Raw genomic sequence first — 25,184 nt, 5'->3', positions numbered from 1 at the left:
ACTAGAATGCGGGGGATAATTATGTCATTATTGCGTTTATCTGAACAGTTACTAAAAGAATGTGATGAAAGCATATTGCGCTTTCAATATTATAGAGAAGAAGACAAAGAGCCTGATTTTTTTCAGGATGTAAAACCACATGCCTACGAACTAGATGAAGTATTGCTTGAATGGGAAAAACTCGTTCGGACATGGATTCAAGTAAAGAGACCAAAATATGTACACCCAAGTCAAATCGACTCTTTACTCGAATCCATGAAGCAATTCATTGTGCAATCGTATTATAAAGGGACAAGTAAGAAACGGTTTTTAAAATCGATTCATTCATCAAAGTATACATTAGAAACAATTATTCATGCGATAAAGGAAGTAGGGGATGAGCATGCTAGCGAATAAAAGCATACAGGAACTGCTAGATGACTGGAAAGTAAATCCGGATCGAGCTTCTAGAATCGAGCATATTCACGAAACGAAAGAGAAAGAAGCAATATATGCTCCTTTTCCTACAACCATGCATCCATCTATTCAAAAAGCATTAAAAAGTCGAGGGGTACAGCAATTATATATCCATCAACGACAAGCGTTTGATGCTGCAACAGCAGGGAAATCCTATACGACCATTACCCCAACCGCCTCCGGAAAGTCGCTATGTTACCATCTACCGGTTCTTCAATCGATCTTAGAAGACCCAACCTCGCGCGCAATTTATTTATTTCCAACAAAAGCATTAGCTCAAGACCAGAAAAGTGATTTAAATGATCTAATCAAAGCAAGCGAGGAAGAAATATTAAGTTTTACATATGATGGGGATACCGAGCCGGGTATTAGACAAAAAGTACGTAAGTCAGGACATATCGTCTTAACGAATCCAGATATGCTCCATTCAGGGATACTTCCTCATCATACAAAATGGGTATCGCTTTTTGAAAACTTAAAGTATATCGTGATTGATGAAATTCATACATATAAAGGTGTATTTGGAAGTCATGTGGCACATGTCATTCGACGATTAAAAAGAATTTGTGCATTTTATGGAAGCAATCCTCAATTTATATGCACATCTGCAACGATTAAAAATCCGAAAGAGTTAGCGGAAAATTTAACAAATACAAATCATGAACTGATCGACCAAAATGGAGCGCCGTCAGGAAAAAAACATTTTGTTTTTTATAATCCTCCGATTGTCCATCCGGTATTTAATGTTCGACGAAGTGCTATTTTAGAAGTACGAGATATAGCACAGGAATTGTATGTGAATGGCATTCAAACGATTGTATTTGCTAAAAGTAGGGTGCGCGTAGAAATGCTTGTTACGTATTTGCAAGCTTTAGTTAGCAAAAAGATTAATGACCAAACGATTCGTGGTTATAGAGGCGGTTATTTACCTTCTGAAAGAAGAACTATTGAGAAGGGGTTACGAGACGGTGTTATACGAACGGTTGTTAGTACAAATGCGCTTGAATTAGGCGTCGATATTGGACAACTACAGGCATGTATTATGACGGGTTACCCGGGAAATATTGCAAGTGCATGGCAACAAGCAGGAAGGGCTGGTAGAAGACAAGACGAAGCGCTTATTATATACGTAGCACAGTCAACTGCACTCGATCAATATGTTGTGAAGCATCCAGAATATTTCTTAGGCCAGTCGCCTGAAGAAGTGCGTATTCATCCCGATAATATGATTATTTTAATGGATCATTTAAAATGTGCTGCGTTTGAGCTACCATTTACAACGATAGATACGTATGCAGAGTTTTCGATTCAAGAATTACTTGCTTTTTTAGAAAGTGAAGGGGTTTTATTGAAAACTTCAGATAAATGGCATTGGATGTCCGAAAGCTTTCCTGCAAGTAATATTAGCTTGCGCTCTGCTTCACAAGAAAATGTCATCATTATCGACCAAACTATACCAACGAAAACGAGAGTAATCGGAGAAATGGATCAATATAGTGCCATGACTTTACTTCACGAAGAAGCGATTTACTTACATCAGGGAACCCAGTTTCAAGTTGAAATACTCGATTGGGAAGAAAAGAAAGCATTTGTGAAAGAAGTGGATGTGGACTATTTCACGGATGCCAATATTGCGGTAGAGTTAAAAGTGTTAAGTGAAGATAAGGAAAAAGAAGCAAATATTGGGATGCTGCGATTCGGTGATATTATAGTTTTAGCACAGCCAACGATTTTCAAAAAGATAAAATTTGATACGCATGACAATATCGGCTCTGGGCAAATTCATTTACCTCCACTGGAATTGCATACATCTTCGACTTGGTTTAGTTTTGATAAACCAAATGATTGGACAGATACATTATTATCAGATGCCATGACAGGGGTTGCGTATGCGCTTCATGCATTTATCCCGTTATTTATCCACTGTGATGCAAAAGATATTCATGTTGTACCACAAGTAAAATCCATTAATGCGGAGAAACCAACTTTTTATATGTATGATAGCTACCCAGGTGGTATAGGTTTATCGGAAAGAATGTTTGATCTATGGAATGCTCTAGTTCCTAAAGTGACCAAGCAAGTAGAGGCTTGCCCATGTACAAATGGATGCCCGGCATGTATTGGTGCCCAAGACGCCGAGTTAAATTTAAAAAAGGAAGTAATAAAATTATTTCATTTATTGCAGGTGGATGAGCATGTCGTATGAAAAAAAACTGATGCAAATGAAAGGTCTCGTTAAAAAGAATACAATAAAAGAAGAGCCTAAAAAGGAAGTGCCTGTAGCTACACTTCCTTTTTATACGGAGAAATGGAATGCAGCAGGTCTAAATCTAATACAAAACGATAAAGGTTTTTTGTTCGTGAAAGAAACTTTTTATGATCATTCGCATATACATGGAAACATTGGGCTACATCATTTGCATGAAGCAATTACATTTATGCAAGAAAAGTATCCTGATCATCCACTAACACTTGCGCCGGGTATTCCTTTTTGTTTTTACGATACAGAAACAACAGGATTGAAAGGGACAGGTGTACTCATTTTTTTAAATGGAATGTTAAAAAAAGTGGAAAACGGCTTTTTGTTAACGCAGCAAGTTCTAGCAGAACCAGGTCAAGAGGCTTCGTTTTTGTTGGCTTCGGAGTTTTGGAAAACGTCACAGTCGATTATTACGTATAATGGGAAAAGTTTCGATTTTCCTCAACTAGTATCCAGGTGGACGATGAACCGAAATACCATTCCTCCGTTACAAGAACATAAGCATATTGATTTAATGCACTCCTCTAAAAGAATTTGGAAAGGTGATTTGGAACGATTTAAGTTAAAACAGTTGGAAGAGCAAAAGTTAGGTTTTGTCAGGGAAAATGATATTCCTGGTCATCTTGCCCCTATTATTTATTTCGATGCAGTGAAACATGGGGATCCCACAAACTTAATGAAAGTATTAACACATAATGAGTGGGATATTTTATCTTTGGTAACTTTATATATTTTATCTGTGAAGTTATTAAAAGAAGATAAAGTAGTAGAGTCTTCTGTCGCGTATACGAATATCGCGAAATGGTTTCGTGATTTAAAGTCGGTGGACACTAGTCAGGATTGGTTTAAGTTTGTTATTGATCGATTTGCAGACGATGAAGTGAGTGTAGCTTATTATTATGTCGGTTTACACTTGAAAAGAAAGCACTTATACGATGAAAGTCTAAAAGCTTTTCAAGCATCCTTAACAGAAATAGTTGGGAAATATCGTATCGATGTTTATATAGAATTAGCAAAACTTTATGAACATCAGAAAAAAGATTTAGAGATGGCTTTAGAAATAACGAGGAAATGCGCGGGGTATCTAGCGAAAATGCCTAATGTGGTCAGTGAAAAGCAGCAATTGCGTTTGCATGAAGATTTACAGAAGAGGGAAGCGAGAATAATTCGGAAATTGACTATTTCCCGGGAAAGCGCACAACCTAACAAAAAGCGAGCTTTCCAGTCTTAAAATGCTCCTTTATTCGACATCATTATGCTATAATACGGTTAAGTGAAACAGACGGAAGGAAGATACCATATGGAAATGAAATTAAAGACTTCAGATATACTTGAAAAAGAATTTAAAACGGGCCTACGAGGCTACAATCAAGAAGAAGTTGATATTTTCTTAGACGACATCATTCAAGATTATGAGGCATATGAAAAGAAAATTGCCCAGCTACAATTAGAGATCAATCAACTTAAAGAGGAACTTGCAGAAGCACCTAAAAGAACGGCGCCAGCACCACAAGCAGGAGCGACGAACTTTGATATATTAAAAAGACTTTCCCATTTAGAAAAACACGTATTTGGCAGTAAATTGTACGAATAATTATATTAATTCACATCGATTGAATCTGACGAGCACATCGTATATACTAGGTATACCACTTATATATCCGGGCAATCGCTGCAATGCTAGATCATTGTAGAGGAAAGTCCATGCTCACACAATTCTGAGATGAATGTAGTGTTCGTGCTTAGTGAAAAAATAAACTAAGGCAGCTAATTTAGCTGACGGCGGGATGAAGGCCTAAGTCTTAGGATATGGCTGACAATCTCTGAAAGTGCCACAGTGACGATGCTGTATAGGAAACTGTACAGGTGGAACGAGGTAAACCCCACGAGTGAGAAACCCAAATTATGGTAGGGGAATTTTCTTGAAGGAAATGAACGGATAGAAGAACGAAAAGTAATTTTCGTAGATAGATGATTGCCATCTACATCGTACGAGGTAGTGCACCGTTTGAGTACCGTAGAAACAAAACATGGCTTATTGGGTGTATGAGTGGCTATACTTAATAATTACAAAGCTCTCCAAGCTAGGAGAGCTTTTCTGTTCTACATAAGAAAATAAGCAGTATCTTAATTTGATTAAGGCAGGTGTATTTTGGTGAAACAACTACCAGCTGAAAATTTTTCATCTTTACCAAATAAGATCATTGATCAAATATTGCACGCCACGAAGGAAGGTATAATGATTACAGATGATAAGATGATTATTTCACTTGTCAACACTGCCTTCGAATCATTGACAGGATACAAAATGCAAGACGTAAAAGGAAAAACACCCCGAATACTCCAATCCGGAAAACAAGATGCCAATTTTTATAAAAACATGTGGAAAGACATACAAGTCAAAGGATCATGGCAAGGAGAAATTTGGAACAAGCGTAAAAACGGAGATATCTATCCCGAACGATTAGCGATACATACAATTGTGAATGAAGAAGGAAGCGTAACAAACTATTTTGGCATTTTTTCCGATATATCTCTTAAAAAAGATTTTGAAAAAGAAATGGAAGAGTTGACGTTAACTGATTCACTAACGAATATGATGAATAGAAACACATTCTATGAACAGCTAGAAGGCTTGATCGAAAAATCAACGAATAATACAGAATATGCGATGCTAGTAATAGATTTAGATCGCTTTAAACAAATAAATGAAACATTAGGGAATGAAGTAGGGGACTTATTATTAACAGAAGTCGCCAATCGAATAAATTCCATTGTACGATGTAACGATTTAGTCTCCAGATACGGAGGAGATGAATTCTTAGTTACAATTACCAATTTAGAATACCAGAAAGAGGCTCTACACTTTGCAAACGAGCTAAATAAATTATTGAATAAGCCATTTCATATAAATGGTAGAGAAATTTATATTACATCAAGTATAGGAATTAGCTTTTATCCGCAAGATGGAATAGAAGTGGAAACACTTATACAAAAAGCCGATAAAGCGATGTATTTTGCCAAACAAAATGGAAGAAATCAATATGCGTTTTACTTTGATGAATTACAGACCGATGCAGAACGATTACTTTTGCTAGAATCAGAACTGAGGAAAGCAATTAAACAGAAAGCATTTGACGTCCATTATCAACCGAAAGTGTCATTAGATACGCTACAAATAATTGGAGTGGAAGCACCCGTTAGATGGACAAATAATACATTAGGTGTTGTATCGCCTGCAGAGTTTATTCCATATGCGGAAGATACAGGTTTAATAATCCCATTAAGTGAAGTTATTTTAGAGAAAGTGTGCATGGATATAGTTGATTGGAGATCCCGAGGTACCCAGCATATACCAGTCTCCATCAATATTGCGGCACTTCATTTTCAACAAGATGATTTTATGGAACGAATAAATGCGATCATTACAAAGTATAATTGTAGTCCACAACAATTGGAGTTAGAGCTAACAGAGCGAGCAGTGATGCAAGATGCAGAAAGCATTGTCAATAAATTAGTTAAACTGAAGCAAATGGGATTTAAGATATCGATTGATGATTTTGGAACAGGCTATTCTTCTTTAAGTTATTTAAATAGGTTCCCTTTAAACTATTTAAAAATTGATAGTAGTTTTATCCAACAAATGACAGAATTACAAGATAAGCAAGCAATTGTAGATACCATTATTTTAATGGCGCATCGATTACATATAAAAGTAATAGCTGAAGGGGCAGAAACGAAAGAGCAAGTGAAACTTTTAAAGGAAATGGGATGCGATATTGTTCAAGGATATTACTTTAGCAAACCAATTTCGAGTTCAGCGCTTTTGGATTTTCTAGAGCTCTGGGAAATTCATAAGCAAGAAAGGAATATACAATGACAACATTTAAATTAGTAGCAACTTCTGCGATGGGGCTAGAATCCATAGTAGCTGACGAAGTAAAAGCATTAGGATATGAAACAACAACGGAAAATGGGAAAGTGTATTTTGAAGGGGACGAACGCGCAATTGCACGTGCAAACATATGGCTACGTGTAGCAGACCGAGTAAAGATAGTGGCAGCTCAGTTCCCTGTAAAAACGTTTGACCAACTTTTTGAGCAGACAAAAGCGATTCAATGGGAAAAGTTTTTACCAGTAGATGCAGCATTCCCTGTGCAAGGGAAATCCGTTAAATCTACTTTGTTCAGTGTACCCGATTGTCAAGCAATCGTGAAAAAGGCAATTGTAGAACGATTAAAACTGGCATATAAACGGATTGGATTTTTAGATGAATCTGGAGCGACATATAAAATCGAAATAAGCATTTTAAAAGATATTGCGACCATTACGATTGATACGAGTGGTGCTGGTCTTCATAAGCGCGGCTACCGACATGACCAAGGGGAAGCTCCATTAAAAGAAACGCTAGCTGCAGCTCTAGTGAAAATTTCTAAATGGAGTCCTAATCGACCGTTTGTAGATCCTTTTTGCGGTTCTGGAACGATCCCGATTGAAGCAGCGATGATTGGACAAAATATTGCACCAGGCTTTAATCGCGATTTTCATAGTGAAGCTTGGTCTTGGATGCCTAAAACGATTTGGGATGATGTACGCAATGAAGCAGAAAACCTTGCAAATTATGACCAAGAGCTTCAAATTATCGGTACTGATATTGATCATAAAATGATTCAAATTGCAGAGCAAAATGCATTTGAATCTGGCTTTGCAGATTTGATCACTTTTAAGCAAATGCAAGCGCGTGATTTTTCAACATCATTAACAGACGGAGTAATGATTGGAAACCCTCCTTACGGAGAACGTATTGGTGAAATTGAAGAAATTGAGCAAGTAATTAGTGATTTGGGCCATTTGATGGGACAATATCCTTCATGGTCTGTATATATGCTTTCTTCGATGGAAAACTTTGAGAATGCATATGGAAGAAAAGCAACGAAAAAGCGGAAATTATTTAATGGTTTTATCCGAACAGATTATTATCAGTTTTGGGGTAAACGGTCGTAACAGTAAGGGGGATTAGTTTCTCCCTTACTTTTACGTTATTCACATAACTTCATTTAGCAAATGTTTGTTTGCGACGAGCTAGCGCAGGAGCAGAAGTTTAGCACTTCTATAAGTGGTGAGAAGAATGCAAAGCATGCATACATTTCAGCGAGGGTCCACAAACCCCTGCTGAATAAAGTTAAAGCCTCCGGCGGATGCCACAGTTTTTTTAAGGAATTTATCGAGCGAGCTCAGGCCTGCGTGATGCAGGTCAGTTAGATGTTGTCGCAAGGATGCGACGTTCTTAGGCTAACTTCCTTACTTGAACTGGAAGCAAATACGCCGAGGCGTATTTGATTGGAGCACAGATACAGCAGGTAAAATTGATGGAAGTAAGGAGTTTTATGATGAAAAATGCGTTACCATTTCAATTATCAAAAGACCGTTCTTTCTTTGAGTCATTAGGAGATTGGATGGGAGATGTCTTATATGATGAATTACCCGAAAAAGGATTTGAATGTCGGGATGAGCAAATCTTCATGGCATATCAAATTGAGAAAACACTAAAAGAAAAAAATGTATTATTTGCAGAAGCTGGCGTCGGTACAGGTAAAACGATTGCATACTTACTACCTGCTATTTCGTATGCGCGGTATACAGGTAAGCCAGCATTAATCGCTTGTGCCGATGAAACGTTGATCGAGCAATTAGTTAAAGAAGCAGGGGATATTTTTAAACTCCAAAATTATTTAGATATTAACATAGATGTCCGTTTAGCCAAATCACGCGACCAGTATTTATGCTTGAAACGTTTAGAAGAAGCGCAAAAAGATGGAGATAATGATTTCTTTTTAGAAGAGATTGAAGATCAAATACCTGATTTTGTGTACGGTCATTCATCTCTTCAACAGCTTTATCCGTATGGAGAACGAAGTCAATTTCCAGGTGTAAGCGATGCCGATTGGCAAAAGGTAAATTATCATCCGACACAACAATGTACAGTATGTGATGTTCGAAATCGCTGTGGTCAAACCATCCATCGCCAAAACTATCGTCAATCGACGGATCTAATCATTTGTTCGCATGAGTTTCTAATGGAGCATATTTGGACGAAGGAATCCCGTGTGCGAGAAGGACAAATGCCATTACTACCTGATGTGTCCATGATTGTACTAGATGAAGGGCATTTACTGGAGTTTGCAGCGCAAAAAGCGTTAACGTATGAAGTGCAAAGTGAAACGCTAGTTCAATTACTAGAACGCGTCATGGTAGATGGCGTTCGTGAAAAAACATTGAATTTAATGGAAGTGTTACAAGAAACACATGACCGTATTTTCGGTATGTTGAGAAAAAACAGCACCGAAGAAGAAAGCGAACGGATGAAAATCGATAAAACTCCAGAACTTATGCAAATTTGCAAACAAGCGATTCGTATTACAGACGATTTGCTAGAGGAATTTGTATTTGAGTCCGAGTTGTTTACGATACCTGAATATGAACTTCGTATGGTGGAGGAATTTTTGGAGCAATATTCATTCTCTTTACGTTTATTTACGGAAAAAGGAGACGGCGTAGAGTGGCTAGAGATAATTGATGGACATGAGACACTTATTATCATGCCACGTCTAGTAACGGATATTTTGCATGAAAAGTTATTCACTTCTCAGTTACCAATCGTTTTTTCGTCTGCTACCTTATCAATTGAAAAAGATTTTTCGTATATTGCAGATTCTTTAGGAATTGAAAAGTTTCAATCGTTCTCTGTAGAATCACCGTTCGACTATGATGAAGTGATGAAAATATATGCACACAAGACAAGTCAAGAAGATAAAGTGAAGCAAGTCGATGGATTATTAGAAAATGTGCAACAGACATTAATATTATTTAAATCCAAAGCAGCGATGGAGCAATTCCGCTCCCGTTCGACTACTTCTACAAATGTTGTATATGAAGGGGACCGTGAGCTTTCGACGATCGTCAAAGAGTTTCAAAATGGTGATTATACAACACTATGTTCGTATCATCTATGGGAAGGGCTTGATTTACCACAAGAAGCCTTAACGAGAGTAATCATCTATGATTTGCCATTCCCGCTAGCAGATCCATTATTTGATGCGAAAAGATCTTTTTCGAATAATCCATTTGAAGAAGTGGAATTACCTTTTATGCTCTTAAGATTACAGCAAGGAATTGGACGTTTAATTCGTACTTCCAGTGACCATGGAGAAATTCATCTTCTATTAAATGAAGAAGAAGCGAAATTGGAAAGTCGATTTACAGGGATTTTACCAACAGCTATTATTGGTTGATATGCATACTGGCGCTCCAAAAAGAAGCATGATCAGCGTTTACTGTTGAAGAAACGCTAGAAATTTTATATACTAACTAAGGAAAGGCTTAACGGCAATTTCCTAGCGGATTATTTAGAATGACGAATATTCTGAAGTATATAAATTAGTATAAAGACAAAAAAATTATATGTTGAGTGTTAAACCCCCTCTATGTAGGTTGTGTAAAAAATCCATGTTTGTATGGATTGAGATACAATTGAACATGCAGGGGTTTTTTATTTTTTAGGAATTAGTAATAGATGGACTTGTTCATAATGAATAGAAGAACTAATTGTAGGAATTTGCATAGAATAAATAATACAAAGGCCTAAACATCCAAAATTTTGAATAAACAAGGTGGGATGAAAATTTCATGTTTGACGATCAAATTATACCAAAAATAAAATTTAATCCCGAAAAAGCATATATGTCTTCTATTGCTCATGACTTTCATTATATGAACAAGGAAGGAGAATTTACACTCCCTTGGTTTAACCAGGATGCTATGCAGAAGAGAAATGTTTCACAAAAAAACGTATTTACTTTTACTACTTCTTCTGATTATCACAATATAAATGCAGTGGATCAAGTGAACAGTGACACTCCAATCCCATTGGAAGCCACAGCAGAGCAGGAGCTAGTGTCACTGTCTGGGCATAATCTCGAAATGGAAGAAATATTAGAAGATAATTTAGAATTGGATAACGCAATTGTACTTAATAAAGATACAATAGCAAGCAAAAAGACAATAAAAATACCATCATCCACTTTCGCAAAAATTCATAATTTCCGCTATCCTCCAATCTCAATAGAAGCGAATACTGACATCGTACCACCCAAAAGTGAAGCCACAGTAGAGCAGGATCTAGTATCACTGTCTGGACATAATCCCGAAATGGAAGATATAATAGAAGAAAATTTAGAAATCGGTAACGCAAATGTGCTTAATAAAAATGTAGTATTAAGCAAAAAGACAATAAAAATACCGTTCTCGACTTTAGCAAAAATTCATAATTTCCGCTACCCTCCAATCTCAACTGGTGCGAATACTGACAGTGTTCCCCAAGAGGAATTCACAGCAGAGCAGGAGCTAGTGCCTCTGGCTGTGCATAATCCCGAAATGAAAGATATAATAGAAGAAAATTTAAGAAACGATAACGCAAATGTGCTTAAAAAAGATACAGTAGTAAGCAAAAAGATAATAAAAATACCATTCTCCACTTTCACAAAAATTCATAATTTCCGCTATCCACCAATCTCAATAGAAGCGAATACTGACATTGTACCTCAAAAGGAGGACACAGCAGAGCAGGAGCTAGTGTCGCTGTCTGAGCATAATCCCGAAATGAAAGACATATTTGAAGATAATTTAGAAATGGATAATGCAAATGTATTTAACAAAGATATAGTAGTAAGCAAAAAGACAATAAAAATAGCGTTCTCCACTTTCACAAAAATCCATAATTTTTGCTATCCTCCAATCTCAACTGAAGTGAATACTGACAATGTAGCCCAAATTGAAACCGCAGTAGAGCAGGAGCTAGTATCACTGTCTGCTAATAATCCCGAAAAGGAAGATATATTAGAAGATAAAATGGAAGCCACAGCAGAGCAGGGGGGAGTGTCTCAGTCCGAGCATAATCCCGAAATGGAAGACATATTAGGTCTAGCAGATAATTTAGAAGTCGATAGCGCAAATGTGCTTAATAAACATACAATAGTAAGCAAAAAGACAATTAAAATACCATTCACCACTTTCGCCAAAATTCATTATTTACGCTATTCAGCAATCTCTATAGAAGCGCATACTGACAGTGTTCCCCAAAAGGAATTCGCAGCAGAGCAGGAGCTAGTGTCACTGTCTGCTAATAATCCCGAAAAGGAAGATATATTAGAAGTTAAAATGGAAGCCACAGCAGAGCAGGGAGGAGTGTCTCAGTCCGAGCATAATCCCGAAATGGAAGCCGCAGCAGAGCAGGGAGGAGTGTCTCAGTCCGAGCATAATCCCGAAATGGAAGCCACAGCAGAGCATGAGGTAATTCCTCAGTCCGAGCATAATTCCGAAATAGAAGACATATTAGAAGATAATTTAGAAATCGATAATGCAAATGTACTTAATAAAGATACAGTAGTAAGGAAAAAGACAATAAAAATACCGTTCTCCACTTTCGCGAAAATTCATTCTTTACGCTATCCAGCAATCTCTATAGAAGCGCATACTGACAGTGTTCCCCAAAAGGAATTCGCAGCAGAGCAGGAGCTAATGTCACTGTCTGCTAATAATCCCGAAAAGGAAGATATATTAGAAGATAAAATGGAAGCCACAGCAGAGCAGGGAGGAGTGTCTCAGTCCGAGCATAATCCCGAAATGGAAGACATATTAGGTCTAGCAGATAATTTAGAAATCGATAGCGCAAATGTGCTTAATAAACATACAATAGTAAGCAAAAAGACAATTAAAATACCATTCACCACTTTCGCAAAAATTCATTATTTACGCTATCCAGCAATCTCTATAGAAGCGAATACTTACAATGTACCTCAAATTGAAGACACAGCAGAGCGGGGAGGAGTGTCTCAGTCTGAGCATAATCCCGAAATGGAAGCCACAGCAGAGCATGAGGTAATTCCTAAGTCCGAGCATATTCCGGAAAAGGAAGAAACATTAGAAGTAAATTTAGAAATCGATAATGCAAATGTACTTAATAAAGATACAGTAGTAAGGAAAAAGACAATAAAAATACCGTTCTCCACTTTTGTGAAAATTCATAATTTACGCTATCCAGGAATCTCAATAGAAGCGAATACTGACAGTGCTCCCCAAAAAGAATTCGCAGCAGAGCAGGAGCTAGTGTCACTGTCTGCTAATAATCCCGAAGAGGAAGACATATTAGAAGATAAAATGGAAGCCACAGCAGAGCATGAGGTAATTCCTCAGTCCGAGCATACTTCGGAAATGGAAGGAACATTAGAAGTAAATTTAGAAAGCGATAACGCAAATGAGCTTAATAAAGATACAGTAGTAAGGAAAAAGACAATAAAAATACCGTTCTCCACTTTCGTGAAAATTCATAATTTACGCTATCCTCCAATCTCAATAGAAGCGAATACTGAAAGTGCTCCCCAAAAAGAAGCCGCAGTAGAGCAGGAGCTAGTGTCACTGTCTGCTAATAATCCCGAAAAGGGAGACATATTAGAAGATAAAATGGAAGCCACAGCAGAGCATGAGGTAATTCCTCAGTCCGAGCATATTCCGGAAAAGGAAGAAACATTAGAAGTAAATTTAGAAAACGATAACGCAAATGTACTTAATAACCATACAGTAAGTAAAAAGACAATAAAAATACCGCTCTCAGCTTTGACAAAAATTCATAATTCCCGCTCTCCTATTGAAAGGGAAAGTGCAACTTTAGTTGATTTTCCTAAGCATAATATAGAAATGGAAGATATTTTAGAATTAAACACAACAGAAAATAATCTGAAAATCAATCACGTGAATGAACCTGATAAACATACGAAAATACGCAAAAAAACAATAAAAATCCCCTTAACCGTTTTCCGAAAAATTCATAATATCCATTATTCTTCTAGTTTACCTAATGCGAATAGCGGCAATGATCTCCAACCAGAAACTGTGACAGATCAGTCTGAAAATAACCTTGAAAAGGAAGGTATGATAGCACTAGATGCTGCAGTAGATAACTCAAATGATGAAAATAAACATAAAATTGAAAACAATGATAACGTTGATATAAAACATTCAATTAACCTTAATGGACATACTATGGTACGTTCAAAAACGATAAAAATTCCGATTTCCACATTTGCAGAAGTTGATAACTTTCACCATCCTCCAGTATTCGGTAGTACCTTTCAAAACACATTTAAATTTATTGATCCATCCGATCACAAAAGCCCCCAATTGGAAACCGATTTATTTGATACGATAACTTATTTTCACGAACAACCATATTGCCATTTAGTTGGTTTTAAATCACATGAAATGATATTCTCAACTGATCTTAAAAGGGTTGATCGAGAGAATATGAAAGAGCAGAAGGTTTACAATCGAGCTGTTGTGGTACCAATCCATGACAATTCTAGGAAAACAGGAGAAACAAATAACGTATATCCCAACCATAAGTATGTAAATACGAGAGTCCCGGTTGTAGTAGGGGAATATAACTTAGAAGTCTGTTTAGACGAAGATGTTTTATTTGAAGAGAAAGTGAATAAAGTAAAAGAAATTTCTAAAGTAGTGGAATTAACAAATTGCAAGTTTGTACCAACCAGATTTGCTCCTTCACCAGCTGATGAGAGGCGTATTGCATTAAAAGGCAAACTATTTATAGAAGGAAATATATATCAAAGTATTGAATATATTGCTGATGCGAATATAGATAAAAACACGAACTCAGTAAAGCAGGAACAAATTTTTCATCCACTACATCAAAAAATAGTGATGGAATTAATAATCCAACTACTACAAGTACAAACAGTTTCAACTGTGATAAATCAACAATTAACCTAATAATGAAAGCATATTTATAGCTTAATGAACAAAAGAGAAAAGGATGGTCCATATTTAATTACTTCTTATTGAGTATTTATTTCTACTTATTAATGAAATGGTGCCATTTTCCAAAAGTGAATTCTGTTTTTTTGAATACTAACAAAAGACGACTTTATTTTCGAATGTTGAATGTAAAGCCGTCTTTTGTTGTGCCAAAAAATATTTAACGCTCGGATAATCTGTTATACATGCATCTAAACTCAATAGTATTTCTATGTTATAGAGGAATTCACCTTCGTTCTGTGTTTTTTGCTTAGACACTAATCTCAATGCAACATAGGTTAGAACGTAAGGAAGAATGAATGGAGGATATTATTGAGCAAACAAAATGAAGTAAGTAATGAGGGTCACTCTATTGTGGTTCCGTGTCCGGTTGAGGCAACGTCCCTAATCCCCTTAAAAGATGAACGAGCAACACCTTGTTTAATTGCACCGCCTGCTAGGCCGATCCTTAAAGTTCCTGCTGTATTAGCAGAAACCACACTTCAAATCGTAGTAGAAGCGGATATTCCGCTTGACCCACCAGCAAGTGAAATTAAAAGAGTGTTTAAAGATGTATTTATCACGCAATGTAAACTTGTTCCTGTACGATTTGGAGAAGAAGTTTGTAATGGTACTCTACGTACAGTAACGAGAGCAAAATTGTTTGTAGAAGGATTTATTCGCAAAGATATTGAGTATGCTACAACTGATTGTAACGGAGTCATTCGTGATCGAATTGCTACTGTTCCATTTTCTGGTTTTGCAGATTTAGAAGGTAACGACTTTTTCCTTTTCCCTGTTATAGGTGATTCTCCAGAAGGCAGCAGATCCCGATTCATTGATCCGAAAAATGGTGATACTCCTCGTTTAGATAAATTCTTTTTTGAAAATAATGTTTTTTATAATGATCAACCATATTGCGAGTTAGTAAGTGCAAAATTCTTTGAACTTGATTTTTCACCAAGTCCAACAAATGAAGATGGATCGTTTCATACCCTACGTGAAAAAATTGTAGTCGATCTTACCTTAAAAGTACTACAAGTAAGACAAGTGAGAGTTACAGCTTTATGGCATTAATTTCTAATCTAAAAATATAAAACGATACCTATTACAATAGTTTAGATACTGAGAGTTGAAAAGCATACGATAAGATTAATAGTATATTCAAGTGTATGAATGTTAATAAAATAGAAAATTTGGTTACTGCTTGAGGGCTATAATCTCTAAACAAAATATAAAAACGATACCTATTACAATAGTTTAGATACTGAGAGTTGAAAAGCATACGATAAGATTAATAGTATATTCAAGTGTATGAATGATAATAAAATAGAAAATTCGGTTACTGCTTTAAGGCTATAATCTCAAAACAAAATAAAAAAGACGATACCTATTACAATAGTTTAGAGACTAAAGAGTTGAACAGCATACGATAAGATTAAAAATGATTATATTCAAGTGAATGAATAATTAATGAAAATTTGAAAGGAGGTGATATTGATGAGTGAACAAAATGATCATCGAATTGTTGCTCCATGTCCAGTCGAAGCGGTGACACTAACACCTCTAGCAGATGAAGCAGCAAGACCTTGTTTAGTTCCAGCGAACATTAATCCAATCCTTAAAGTTCCTGTTGTATTAGCAGAAACTACACTTCAAATCGTAGTAGAAGCGAATATTCCACTTAACCCACCAGCAAGTGAAATTAAAAGAGTGTTTAAAGATGTTTTTATCAAGCAATGTAAACTTGTTCCTGTACGTTTTGGACCGGAAAAATGTAATGGTACTGTTCGTGAAGTGACGAGAGCAAAATTGTTTGTAGAAGGATTTATCCGCAAGGATATTGAGTATGCTACAACGAATTGTAATGGATTTATTCGCGACCGAATTGCTACTGTACCATTTTCTGGTTTTGCGGAATTAAGTGCTGAGGACTTTTTGGTTTTCCCTGTTTTAGGTGATTCTTCAGAAAGCAGATCCCGGTTCATTAATCCGAAAAACAATGATGAACCACGTTTGGATAAATTCTTCTTTGAAAATCATGTTTTTTATAACGAGCAGCCATATTGCGAGTTAATAAGTGCAGATTTCTTTGAGCTTGATTTTTCACCATGTCCTACAGATGTAGGTGAATCATTTAGTAATCTACGTGAAAAAATTGTACTTGATCTTACACTAAAGGTACTACAAGTAAGACAAGTGAGAGTTGATTCTTTAGCGATGGATTCAATGAAAAAACATTGCTAGTAAATTGGATTATATGAATAAAAACGCTTGGTGAAAGCCAAGCGTTTTTATAGTCACCAGAACTAATCCCCTTTAGATTCTCGTGGTGCTTTTTGAATCATGCTGATAAGAGAAACTATTTAACCAATAATATTTAAGATACCTATTACAATAGCTTAGAGACTGAGAGTTAAACAACATACTATAGGATTGAGAGGAGGTGATATTGATGAGTGAACAAAATTTTGGTCATGGAGAGTTTCCAATTGCTGCTCCATGTCCGGTTGATGCAGTGACACTTACACCTCTATCAGATGAAGCAGCAACGCCTTGTTTAGTTCCAAGGAAAGTTAATCCAATCGTTAAAGTTCCTGTTGTATTAGCAGAAACTACACTTCAAATCGTAGTAGAAGCGAATATTCCGCTTAACCCACCAGCAAGTGAAATTAAAAGAGTGTTTAAAGATGCTTTTATCACGCAATGTAAACTTGTTCCTGTACGTTTTGGAGAGACATTATGTAATGGTACTGTTCGTGAAGTGACGAGAGCAAAATTGTTTGTAGAAGGATTTATTCGCAAAGATATTGAGTACGCTACAACGAATTGTAATGGAGTAATTCGTGATCGAATTGCTACTGTTCCATTCTCCGGTTTTGCAGATTTAACTGCAGCCGACTTCCTTGTTTTCCCTATATTAGGGGGTTCTTCAGAAAATAGATCTCGATTCATTAATCCGAAAAACAGTGATGTTCCACGTTTGGATAAATTTTTCTTTGAAAATCATGTTTTTTATAATGAGCAGCCATATTGCGAGTTAATAAGTGCAGATTTCTTTGAGCTTGATTTTTCACCATGTCCTACAGATGTAGGTGAATCATTTAGTAATCTACGTGAAAAAATTGTACTTGATCTTACACTAAAAGTACTACAAGTAAGACAAGTGAAAGTTGATTCTTTAGGATAATATCATTCCAAAAAAAGAAACGCTTGGTGCAAACCAAGCGTTTCTATAGTTACCACAATTTATATCCTTTAGATCCCGGAGGTGCATTTTGAATTATTTCAATAACGGGAACTGTATACGCAAATAAGATTAATGCAATACAAATCGTTAACCAAATTTTCCAATTTTCAAGTACCATTGGCGTTTTTTCTGCATGCTCCGAAACTTCCGCAACTGGGAACTCTGTTTCTCCCTTAGGAGCGAACCAAAGTAAATTCACCACAATATAAATAATTAAAACGATTCCAATGAATAGGATAGTACCGCCAATTGCTTGTGCAACTTGATAAGGTATCCATTCAGCTGCTTGCGTTGATCCTCCATAAGTTGAGAAGTCTGAACGTCGAGGTGCACCGGATAGTCCAACTATATGCATCGCACCAGACATAATGGACATACCAACAGCCCAAACAATTGCTTGGATAATTGCTAACCTGTTCATTTGTTTCGTTAATACTCTACCAGTCAAATGGGGGATTAACCAATAAGCTGCACCAAAGAAGGTTAACACAACGGTTGTTGCAACAGTTAAATGGAAATGCCCAGTTACCCAAATGGTATTGTGTATCAACTGGTTCATTTGGTGAGAGGCATTAATAATTCCACCAGCACCAGCAGGGATAAATGCTACCATTCCGATAAATGGAGCAACAAAACGCGCATCTCCCCATGGTAATTGCTTGAACCATCCAAAAACTCCTTTTCCTCCTAGAGCACGCCCACGAATTTCAAACGTAGCAAATAAGGAGAATGCTGTTAATAGAGAAGGGATGACGACCATTAATGTTAATACTACTTGTAGGAACTTCCAGAAAGAACTTATTCCAGGTTCTGTTAATTGATGGTGGAACCCTACAGGAATAGAGAAAAGTAAGAATAATATAAATGATAATCTAGCAAGGGAGTCAGAGAAAATTTTCCCACCAATAATTTTTGGGATAACTGCATACCAAACCATATACGCTGGTAATAACCAGAAGTAAACAAGCGGATGGCCGAAATACCAAAATAATGTACGAGAAAGTAATACATCTACTTTATCAACCCAACCTAAAGACCAAGGAAGTAGTTGGAATAATACTTCAACCGCTACTCCTAACGAACAAATAATCCACATAGATAAGTTAACGACAACCATAAAAGTGAGTAATGGACTTGGTTGACCTGGATTTGCTTTACGCCATTCCACATATTTCGAAATAAGTCCTGCTCCACCAATCCAAGAACCGACAATTACTAATGCTAAGCCTGCATAGAAAATCCAATGTGCTTGTAATGGCGCATAAAATGTATATAAAACGGAAGCTTCGTTAATTAAAATCATAATAGATGATGCAGTAGTACCAATCGTCATGATCCAAAAACCAATCCAACCATATAAGCGTTGTTTATCCGTTAATGTTCCAGCTGTTCTACTTACTGCAGCAATTTGAAAACCAAAAATGAAATAAGTTGTTAAAATAAGACCTAAGAGGACTCCGTGAATCGTTAATAGTTGATAATAGCCAATTCCCCATGGGAGTGTAAATGTTCCAGAACGTACTAACGTTTGTAAAAGACCACAAAGACCACCAATCGCTAATGCGATGAACGCGACATAAACATGTGCGAGGGCTAGTTTGCCATCTCTTTTATCTACTTTTACTAAATCCTTTGCTCTTTCTGATATAGTTGTCATCTTACTCTACCACCTTTAACATAGACATCATGGACGAATGTCCAACCCCGCAATACTCGTTACATAATATTAAATATTCTCCTGCCTTATCTACCGTTGTTACATATTCCGATACATAACCAGGTTCCAGAATCATATTTATATTTGTTCCGGCCGCCTGAAAACCATGTACTACATCTTTCGTCGTTGCGATAAACTTAACCGTAGATCCAAGCGGAATTTCAATTTCAGGTGGATTATAATAAAAGGCAGATGCTACAAACACCACTTCATAGTCCCAATCTTTCCCTTCCACTTTATGAACACCAGGATTATTAAATGGTGCAATTTCATCCACGCGTTCAGGATCCACATATACTTTCGCACTTGGTGGATGAGAACCATAATGAAAAGCGCTAAAACCAACAACAACTAAAAATAAAACGAGTGAGCCAATTCCAAATGTGAGCCACCATTTTTCATATTTATGAATATGCATAATTTCGAACCTCCTATAAATCAAAATCGATCAATAAATAAATAAAATGCCATAAACCATGTGATTAATATAAATGCCCCGAGAAAACCAACCGAGTAAAGCGTACCTTTTAAATCTGGCTCTTTCTCACGTTTTTTCGACATTTTATGCACCTCCAAAATTCGTTCTTGTATAGTAATATCATAAATACATATTTAAATAGAAGATGTGATAAAAATCACACTTTATAACCGATTGTGTGAATTAAATGTGAAGAATGAATCTGTATTTTCACATATGCAAAAAGAGATTAGTAATCAAATAATTCAGTTAATTATTTTTGCATAAAAAAAGAACTTCCTTTTATCAGGAAGTTCTTTTCGTTTCATGCTATTCATCAATCGTTAATATAATCGTTAACTCACCAACATCCTCAATTTCAACAGGTAATTTGAAGGCATGCTGAAATCCGAATAATTTGGTTGTCCCAACAATAACAGTAGGGGGAGTGATATCAATTTCCACTCCATTTGCAGCTACAGATGTACACAAGTTGCCAGCAATCATATTACCTAGTTCTCCAGTAAAAGATTCGAGCATCTCACCTTCTAAAGGCATTCCGAACATTGTCGCTCCGATCTTGGAGAAGCCATTAGAAGTTGAATCTATTATTATGCGACCTTTAATATCACCAATAATTCCTATAAGTACACTCATTTCTGTTTGCTCAAAAGGTTGTACCATTAGAGAGGGGGACTTTATATCCATCGAAAGAGGGATAACTGATTTTAATGATTGGATTGTTCCATTTAATATAGTTTGTATATGCTTTGAAGCACTCATTTTTTCCCCATCCTTAACATATAGATATAGTACAATTTTAGCATGAAAAAGCGTGAAAAAGAATAGAATTTGTAGAAAGTAGTGAAATAATGTGTTATCTTGTAAATGAGAATGAATTTCAAATGTATTTGAGAGGACGATTTACATGCTAGCTCTAATCATTGGTTCTACTGTTCTTTTATTTAGTGGAATAACAGCTTATGTGTTACGTTCCATAGCCCCACAACCAAAATAATGCTTATAAATCAATTACGCCTCGGCGTAATTGCGTCCAGATTTTGAATTGCGCTTGCGCAATTAACTCCCATCCAAAATCTGTGACATCCGCCGGAGGCTTAACTTGACTCAACAGTTATTATTTGCTGAGTCAAGTTAAATCGGGAGAGATATCCAAGCCGGTATTTAGGCTTTTCAAATGTAAATATTGTTAAGAGAAAATTCCATAATTCTATTCATTATTATCCCGTTTTACTAAATGTTCCGTAAATACACTTCTTTAGGATTATATTTTCAATTTAAAATAAATTTGTATAGGTAATATGGCTAAAAATTTGTCATCAAACATTTATCGCTCCTTAATTCGCTATTAATACGTAACAACTAGACTATTAATAGTAACAAAAATAATATTTTTTAAGGAGAGGTTTTCATGTTTAAAAAAGTTGGCCTTATTGCACTAAGTACTGGACTTGTTCTTTCGGGAGTGGGTTTAAGTAATGCAGATGCTGCAAAAAAAGATGTCACTCCAAAAGTTAAACAAAATTGGAACGGACCAGTAGAAAATGTTATTTATATGATTCCTGATGGGTTCGGTGCAAATCACGCAGCAAATTACCGTATTTTTAAAGGGGAAGAAGCAGTTTGGGATTCACATATTAAAGGAATGTATACTACATATTCAGCAAATGCAGATATTACAGACTCTGCTGCTGCCGGTACGGCAATGGCTGCTGGTGTAAAAACAAACAATGGTGTCATTGGTTTTGATACTGCCGGTAACGAAGTAAAAACAATTCTTGAAGCATCAGAAGAAGCAGGGAAATCTTCAGGTTTAGTGGCAACTTCTACCATTACACATGCAACTCCCGCTAGTTTTGCTTCTCATGTGGAACACCGTAGTAATGAAACAGAAATCGCCCGCCAATATATACAAGAAAGCGGTGTAGATGTAATTTTAGGTGGCGGTAAAAACTATTTCTTACCATCTTCAGAAGGCGGTAAGCAAACTGAACTAAACTTAATCGATGAAGCACAAGAAAAAGGATTCGAGTTTGCAGAAACACGCGCTCAATTAGAAGAAATTGGAAATGTGAATGTAGAAAAAGGAGAAAAATTACTTGGTCTATTTGCAGATGATGCACTTGCTCCTGAATTCGATCGTGTTGAAACGGAAGAGCCGAGCCTAGCTGAAATGACTGAAACGGCAATTGATGCTTTAAGTCAAGATAAAGATGGTTTCTTCTTAATGGTAGAAGGAAGTCAAATTGACTGGGCAGGTGAAGAAAACGATGCTGCTTACGCTATGCATGATACAAAAGCTTTTGAAGAAGCAGTGCAAGAAGCAATTGAATTTGCACAACAAGATGGCAAAACATTAGTCATTATTGCTGGTGATCATGAGACTGGTGGTATGTCAGTTGGTTCAGCTACATCATCAAATGCTGCTGCTGAGATTCTTAAAAATGTAACAGCTACCGGTGGATTTATGGCTGAACAACTAAACGAAGACCGTTTAAATGTAAAAGAGGTTGTACAACAATACACTGGAATTGATTTAACGGTTGATGAAGTAAAAACTATTCAACAAGCAGAAAACGCAAAACTTGCTATTAATAAAGTATTAAGTGAACGTGCAGGTATCGGCTGGACAAGATATGGTCATTCTGCAGCACCTGTTCCAGTATTTGCATTCGGTCCACAATCTGATAAATTTGTAGGATTCCACGATAACACAGACTTACCAAAAATAATTGCAGATGCAATGAAGCTTAAATAAGTCTTTTGTAAACTTAGAAAAGCATGTATTAAATTTCCAAATGGAAAGATTGTAACCAAGCTCGACGAAAGTCGGGATTGGCTACGGTCTTTTTTTTATGTAGTTTATAATCAAGTTTTATTGAGGCTTTACGTAATAGTAAAATCAACTAAGTTAAATAAAAATAACTCATAAAAATAAGTATGTGAGCAAATGTGTGAGCTATATGGAAAGGAAAGCAAGTGATCTTTATTTTTAAACTACTGTGGGGTTGTTATAAGAAGGATTAACGCAAAAACGCCTGAAAATCGGGCAAAAAGAAGGAAAAATTGAAGAAAAAGTTGTTTTTGAACAATTTGAACAAAAAAAAAGTTTGGAGAGAATTGATGAAATAAATAGGATCGTTGATTCTGGATTAATGCTCTTTTTGTTGAACTTATTGTACTAATGGGTCTTTAGTCAAGTAGAGCAACGTCTTTCAGATGTTGCTCCTTTTACATTTAAAAGTACTTCTGATAATACTCTTTCCTTAGCCTCCCGCTTAATTGAGCGTATATCTTGGTGGTTTCACTTTTCTCATGCCCCATAAGACTTTGTATGACTTCGGGTAGGAGCTCCATTATTCAACAAATGAGTTGCGTAGCTGTGTCTAAGTTGGTGTGGATGAATCTCTTTGTTGATTTCCGCACGGTTGGAAATTCGCTTGATAATGTATCGCATTTGGGCGACACTCATTTTATGTGGCTGTCTTGTCGTCACAAAGATAGCAGGATTATGGTCATTTCGGCTTTCCATATAACGTTTAAGCCATATGTCACAACGTGTATTAAAATAAACTTCTCTTTCCTTATCACCTTTTCCTCTAACAATTGCGGATTGATTGGACCAATTTATATGGTTCTTTTCTAGCGAAACTATTTCTCCAATTCGACAACCGGTAGAAAACATGAATTCAAAAATCGCTTTTTCCATTGGGGAATGACAGGATTCACGAAGGTGTTCAATCTCCCGTTCGGTTAAATACTTGGGTATCCGTTTGCCTACTTTGGGTTCTTTTATTTTGGAAGTTGGATTCTTACTCAGGTATCCTTCTTCATGAGACCAACGAAAAAATGATTTCAAAAAGCGGATACGATGTGCAAGACTGGCTGGTTTTAAATGCTTGCAGGATATTGCAAGATACTCCTTTAGTTGATTTGAATCCAGCAATTCTATCTCTACATCCTTAAAATAACCAATTAGTAGTAAAGACTGTAACTGGTATGCCTTCAACGTTTGTGGCGAAAAGCCTTCTATTCGTTTATCCGCTTCAAACGAAGCCCATGCTTTTGACAGTAGCAATTTCATTCACCCTTAAAATAGTAATACTAAAAGGATTATTGCCAACTTAATAGAATTGTAGACACGGAAATAAATCATTTCAAATAACTCATTTGACTATGTAAAATACTTCACTTAAACTAGCGGGGCAGCATTCCTGTTTGAAAGATCTTCAGGGTCTTGCAAGAAAAAGAGTCCTCTAGTATGATGCTGAGTGTCAACTGGCATTGACCCATCATCAAACAAGGAGGACCCCTCTATGAATTCTAAAATGAATCAAAAAATTAATCAAGTTACTGAAAACACACTGGTTGTGGGCATGGATATCGCTAAGCGAGTTCATTACGCCTGCTTCGTTGATGAACGCGGCCGCATGATAGAAAAAGCATTTCCTGTTCATCAATCAAAAGAAGGCTTCGAGAGTTTGTATGACAAGATTCTTCAAACGATGCAGGAAACGGAGAAAACAGAGGTCATCGTTGGCATTGAACCGACAGGTCACTATTGGATGAACTTAGCTTATTTCTTGGATCAATATGGTATACCACTCGTTATGGTGAATCCCTTACATGTTAAACGCTCGAAAGAACTAGATGATAACCTACCGACTAAGAACGATAAAAAAGATGCATTAGTCATCGCCCGGTTATTGAAAGACGGACGCTTTAGCTATCCTCGCATATTAAAAGAAATAGAAGCTGAACTGCGTATTGGGTCTACTCTCAGATCCAAGTTAACGGAGGATCTAGCAAGTATAAAAAATCGAATCATTCGTTGGCTAGATCGTTATTTCCCTGAGTTTACTCAGGTATTTCCCACTTTTGGGAAGATGGCGCTGGCCACATTGGAAAAGGCACCATTGCCACAAGATATTCAAAGTAAAACAGCAGAAGAGCTTGTTTTTCTCTACCGTCAGGTAGAGGGGATGAGAGCACCTCAATTACCTAAAGCGAAGCTTCTTATAGAGACTTCCATAAACTCTATTGGATTGACAGAAGGTACTCAGATGGCCCGACAAGAAATCGCCACTCTCCTTCGTCAATATCGCTTATTAGAAAGCGAAATTGAATCCGTGAACAGTCAATTAGCCGAAATGGC

Annotated in this window: 17 protein-coding genes, 1 other RNA gene and 1 pseudogene; 14 read left to right on the top strand and 5 right to left on the bottom strand. The window is 36.5% G+C overall.

Going from position 1 to position 25,184, the window contains the following annotated elements:
- The first annotated feature begins 21 nt into the window (after positions 1 to 21).
- From BMZ04_RS15315 to BMZ04_RS15260, 12 genes are all read left to right on the top strand, one after another.
- Positions 22 to 396 carry a YppE family protein gene (locus tag BMZ04_RS15315; RefSeq protein WP_177184465.1) on the top strand — a complete coding sequence of 125 codons (375 nt, stop codon included), beginning with the start codon at positions 22 to 24 and terminating at the stop codon, positions 394 to 396.
- A complete protein-coding gene (locus BMZ04_RS15310; RefSeq protein WP_093272870.1) occupies positions 383 to 2,662 on the top strand; it encodes a DEAD/DEAH box helicase in 2,280 nt (759 codons plus the stop codon). Before BMZ04_RS15315 ends, BMZ04_RS15310 begins: the two co-directional genes overlap by 14 nt.
- A complete protein-coding gene (locus BMZ04_RS15305) occupies positions 2,652 to 3,947 on the top strand; it encodes a ribonuclease H-like domain-containing protein (RefSeq protein ID WP_177184464.1) in 1,296 nt (431 codons plus the stop codon). The genes BMZ04_RS15310 and BMZ04_RS15305 overlap by 11 nt, the downstream gene beginning before the upstream one ends.
- A 69-nt stretch (positions 3,948 to 4,016) precedes the next feature.
- Positions 4,017 to 4,310, top strand: a complete 294-nt coding sequence (gene gpsB / locus BMZ04_RS15300) for a cell division regulator GpsB (protein ID WP_093272862.1) — start codon at positions 4,017 to 4,019, stop codon at positions 4,308 to 4,310.
- A gap of 63 nt (positions 4,311 to 4,373) precedes the next feature.
- Positions 4,374 to 4,759: RNase P RNA component class B (rnpB, locus tag BMZ04_RS15295), an RNA gene on the top strand.
- Between the two features lie 112 nt (positions 4,760 to 4,871).
- On the top strand, positions 4,872 to 6,596 hold the full coding sequence (locus BMZ04_RS15290; RefSeq protein ID WP_255367951.1) for a GGDEF domain-containing phosphodiesterase: 1,725 nt from the start codon (positions 4,872 to 4,874) through the stop codon (positions 6,594 to 6,596).
- Positions 6,593 to 7,720 (top strand): THUMP domain-containing class I SAM-dependent RNA methyltransferase, encoded by a 1,128-nt coding sequence (locus BMZ04_RS15285; RefSeq protein ID WP_093272858.1) that lies wholly within the window; start codon positions 6,593 to 6,595, stop codon positions 7,718 to 7,720. The genes BMZ04_RS15290 and BMZ04_RS15285 overlap by 4 nt, the downstream gene beginning before the upstream one ends.
- A gap of 386 nt (positions 7,721 to 8,106) precedes the next feature.
- Positions 8,107 to 10,008: an ATP-dependent DNA helicase gene (locus BMZ04_RS15280; protein ID WP_093272854.1), complete on the top strand. Its 1,902-nt coding sequence runs from the start codon at positions 8,107 to 8,109 to the stop codon at positions 10,006 to 10,008.
- Between the two features lie 394 nt (positions 10,009 to 10,402).
- The gene (locus tag BMZ04_RS15275) at positions 10,403 to 14,560 is read left to right on the top strand and encodes a BC_2427 family protein (protein WP_093272851.1); all 4,158 of its coding nucleotides are present in this window, start codon (positions 10,403 to 10,405) and stop codon (positions 14,558 to 14,560) included.
- Positions 14,561 to 14,917: 357 nt separating this feature from the next.
- Positions 14,918 to 15,661 carry a CsxC family protein gene (locus BMZ04_RS15270; protein WP_369802675.1) on the top strand — a complete coding sequence of 248 codons (744 nt, stop codon included), beginning with the start codon at positions 14,918 to 14,920 and terminating at the stop codon, positions 15,659 to 15,661.
- 423 nt (positions 15,662 to 16,084) lie between these two features.
- Positions 16,085 to 16,831, top strand: coding sequence for a CsxC family protein (locus BMZ04_RS15265; protein ID WP_093272847.1), 747 nt, complete (start codon positions 16,085 to 16,087; stop codon positions 16,829 to 16,831).
- Between the two features lie 208 nt (positions 16,832 to 17,039).
- Positions 17,040 to 17,774, top strand: a complete 735-nt coding sequence (locus BMZ04_RS15260; RefSeq protein ID WP_143128311.1) for a CsxC family protein — start codon at positions 17,040 to 17,042, stop codon at positions 17,772 to 17,774.
- A gap of 49 nt (positions 17,775 to 17,823) precedes the next feature.
- On the opposite strand, the gene BMZ04_RS15255 is transcribed toward BMZ04_RS15260, so the two are convergent.
- The 4 genes from BMZ04_RS15255 to BMZ04_RS15240 form a co-directional block, all read right to left on the bottom strand.
- Positions 17,824 to 19,491 carry a b(o/a)3-type cytochrome-c oxidase subunit 1 gene (locus tag BMZ04_RS15255; protein WP_093272843.1) on the bottom strand — a complete coding sequence of 556 codons (1,668 nt, stop codon included), beginning with the start codon at positions 19,489 to 19,491 and terminating at the stop codon, positions 17,824 to 17,826.
- Position 19,492: 1 nt separating this feature from the next.
- A complete protein-coding gene (locus BMZ04_RS15250) occupies positions 19,493 to 19,969 on the bottom strand; it encodes a cupredoxin domain-containing protein (RefSeq protein WP_093272839.1) in 477 nt (158 codons plus the stop codon).
- Between the two features lie 20 nt (positions 19,970 to 19,989).
- Complete coding sequence (locus BMZ04_RS15245; protein WP_093272835.1) at positions 19,990 to 20,112, bottom strand: cytochrome c oxidase subunit 2A; 123 nt, start codon at positions 20,110 to 20,112, stop codon at positions 19,990 to 19,992.
- A 226-nt stretch (positions 20,113 to 20,338) separates the two neighbouring features.
- Positions 20,339 to 20,791: a chemotaxis protein CheX gene (locus BMZ04_RS15240; RefSeq protein WP_093272832.1), complete on the bottom strand. Its 453-nt coding sequence runs from the start codon at positions 20,789 to 20,791 to the stop codon at positions 20,339 to 20,341.
- 649 nt (positions 20,792 to 21,440) lie between these two features.
- On the opposite strand from BMZ04_RS15240, the gene BMZ04_RS15235 reads away from it, so the two are divergent.
- Positions 21,441 to 22,787 (top strand): alkaline phosphatase, encoded by a 1,347-nt coding sequence (locus BMZ04_RS15235; RefSeq protein WP_093272828.1) that lies wholly within the window; start codon positions 21,441 to 21,443, stop codon positions 22,785 to 22,787.
- A 479-nt stretch (positions 22,788 to 23,266) separates the two neighbouring features.
- Here the strand turns inward: BMZ04_RS15235 and xerA are convergent.
- A pseudogene (gene xerA, locus BMZ04_RS15230) lies at positions 23,267 to 24,107 on the bottom strand (site-specific tyrosine recombinase/integron integrase).
- A 238-nt stretch (positions 24,108 to 24,345) separates the two neighbouring features.
- On the opposite strand from xerA, the gene BMZ04_RS15225 reads away from it, so the two are divergent.
- Positions 24,346 to 25,184 (top strand): IS110 family transposase (locus tag BMZ04_RS15225; RefSeq protein ID WP_093272825.1); only part of this gene is annotated, 839 nt, incomplete at its 3' end.

It is taken from the genome of Psychrobacillus sp. OK032 (assembly GCF_900111345.1).
Classification (GTDB): domain Bacteria; phylum Bacillota; class Bacilli; order Bacillales_A; family Planococcaceae; genus Psychrobacillus.
The sequence above is the reverse complement of the archived record's forward strand: the minus strand, read 5'-3'. Positions and strand labels throughout refer to the sequence as shown.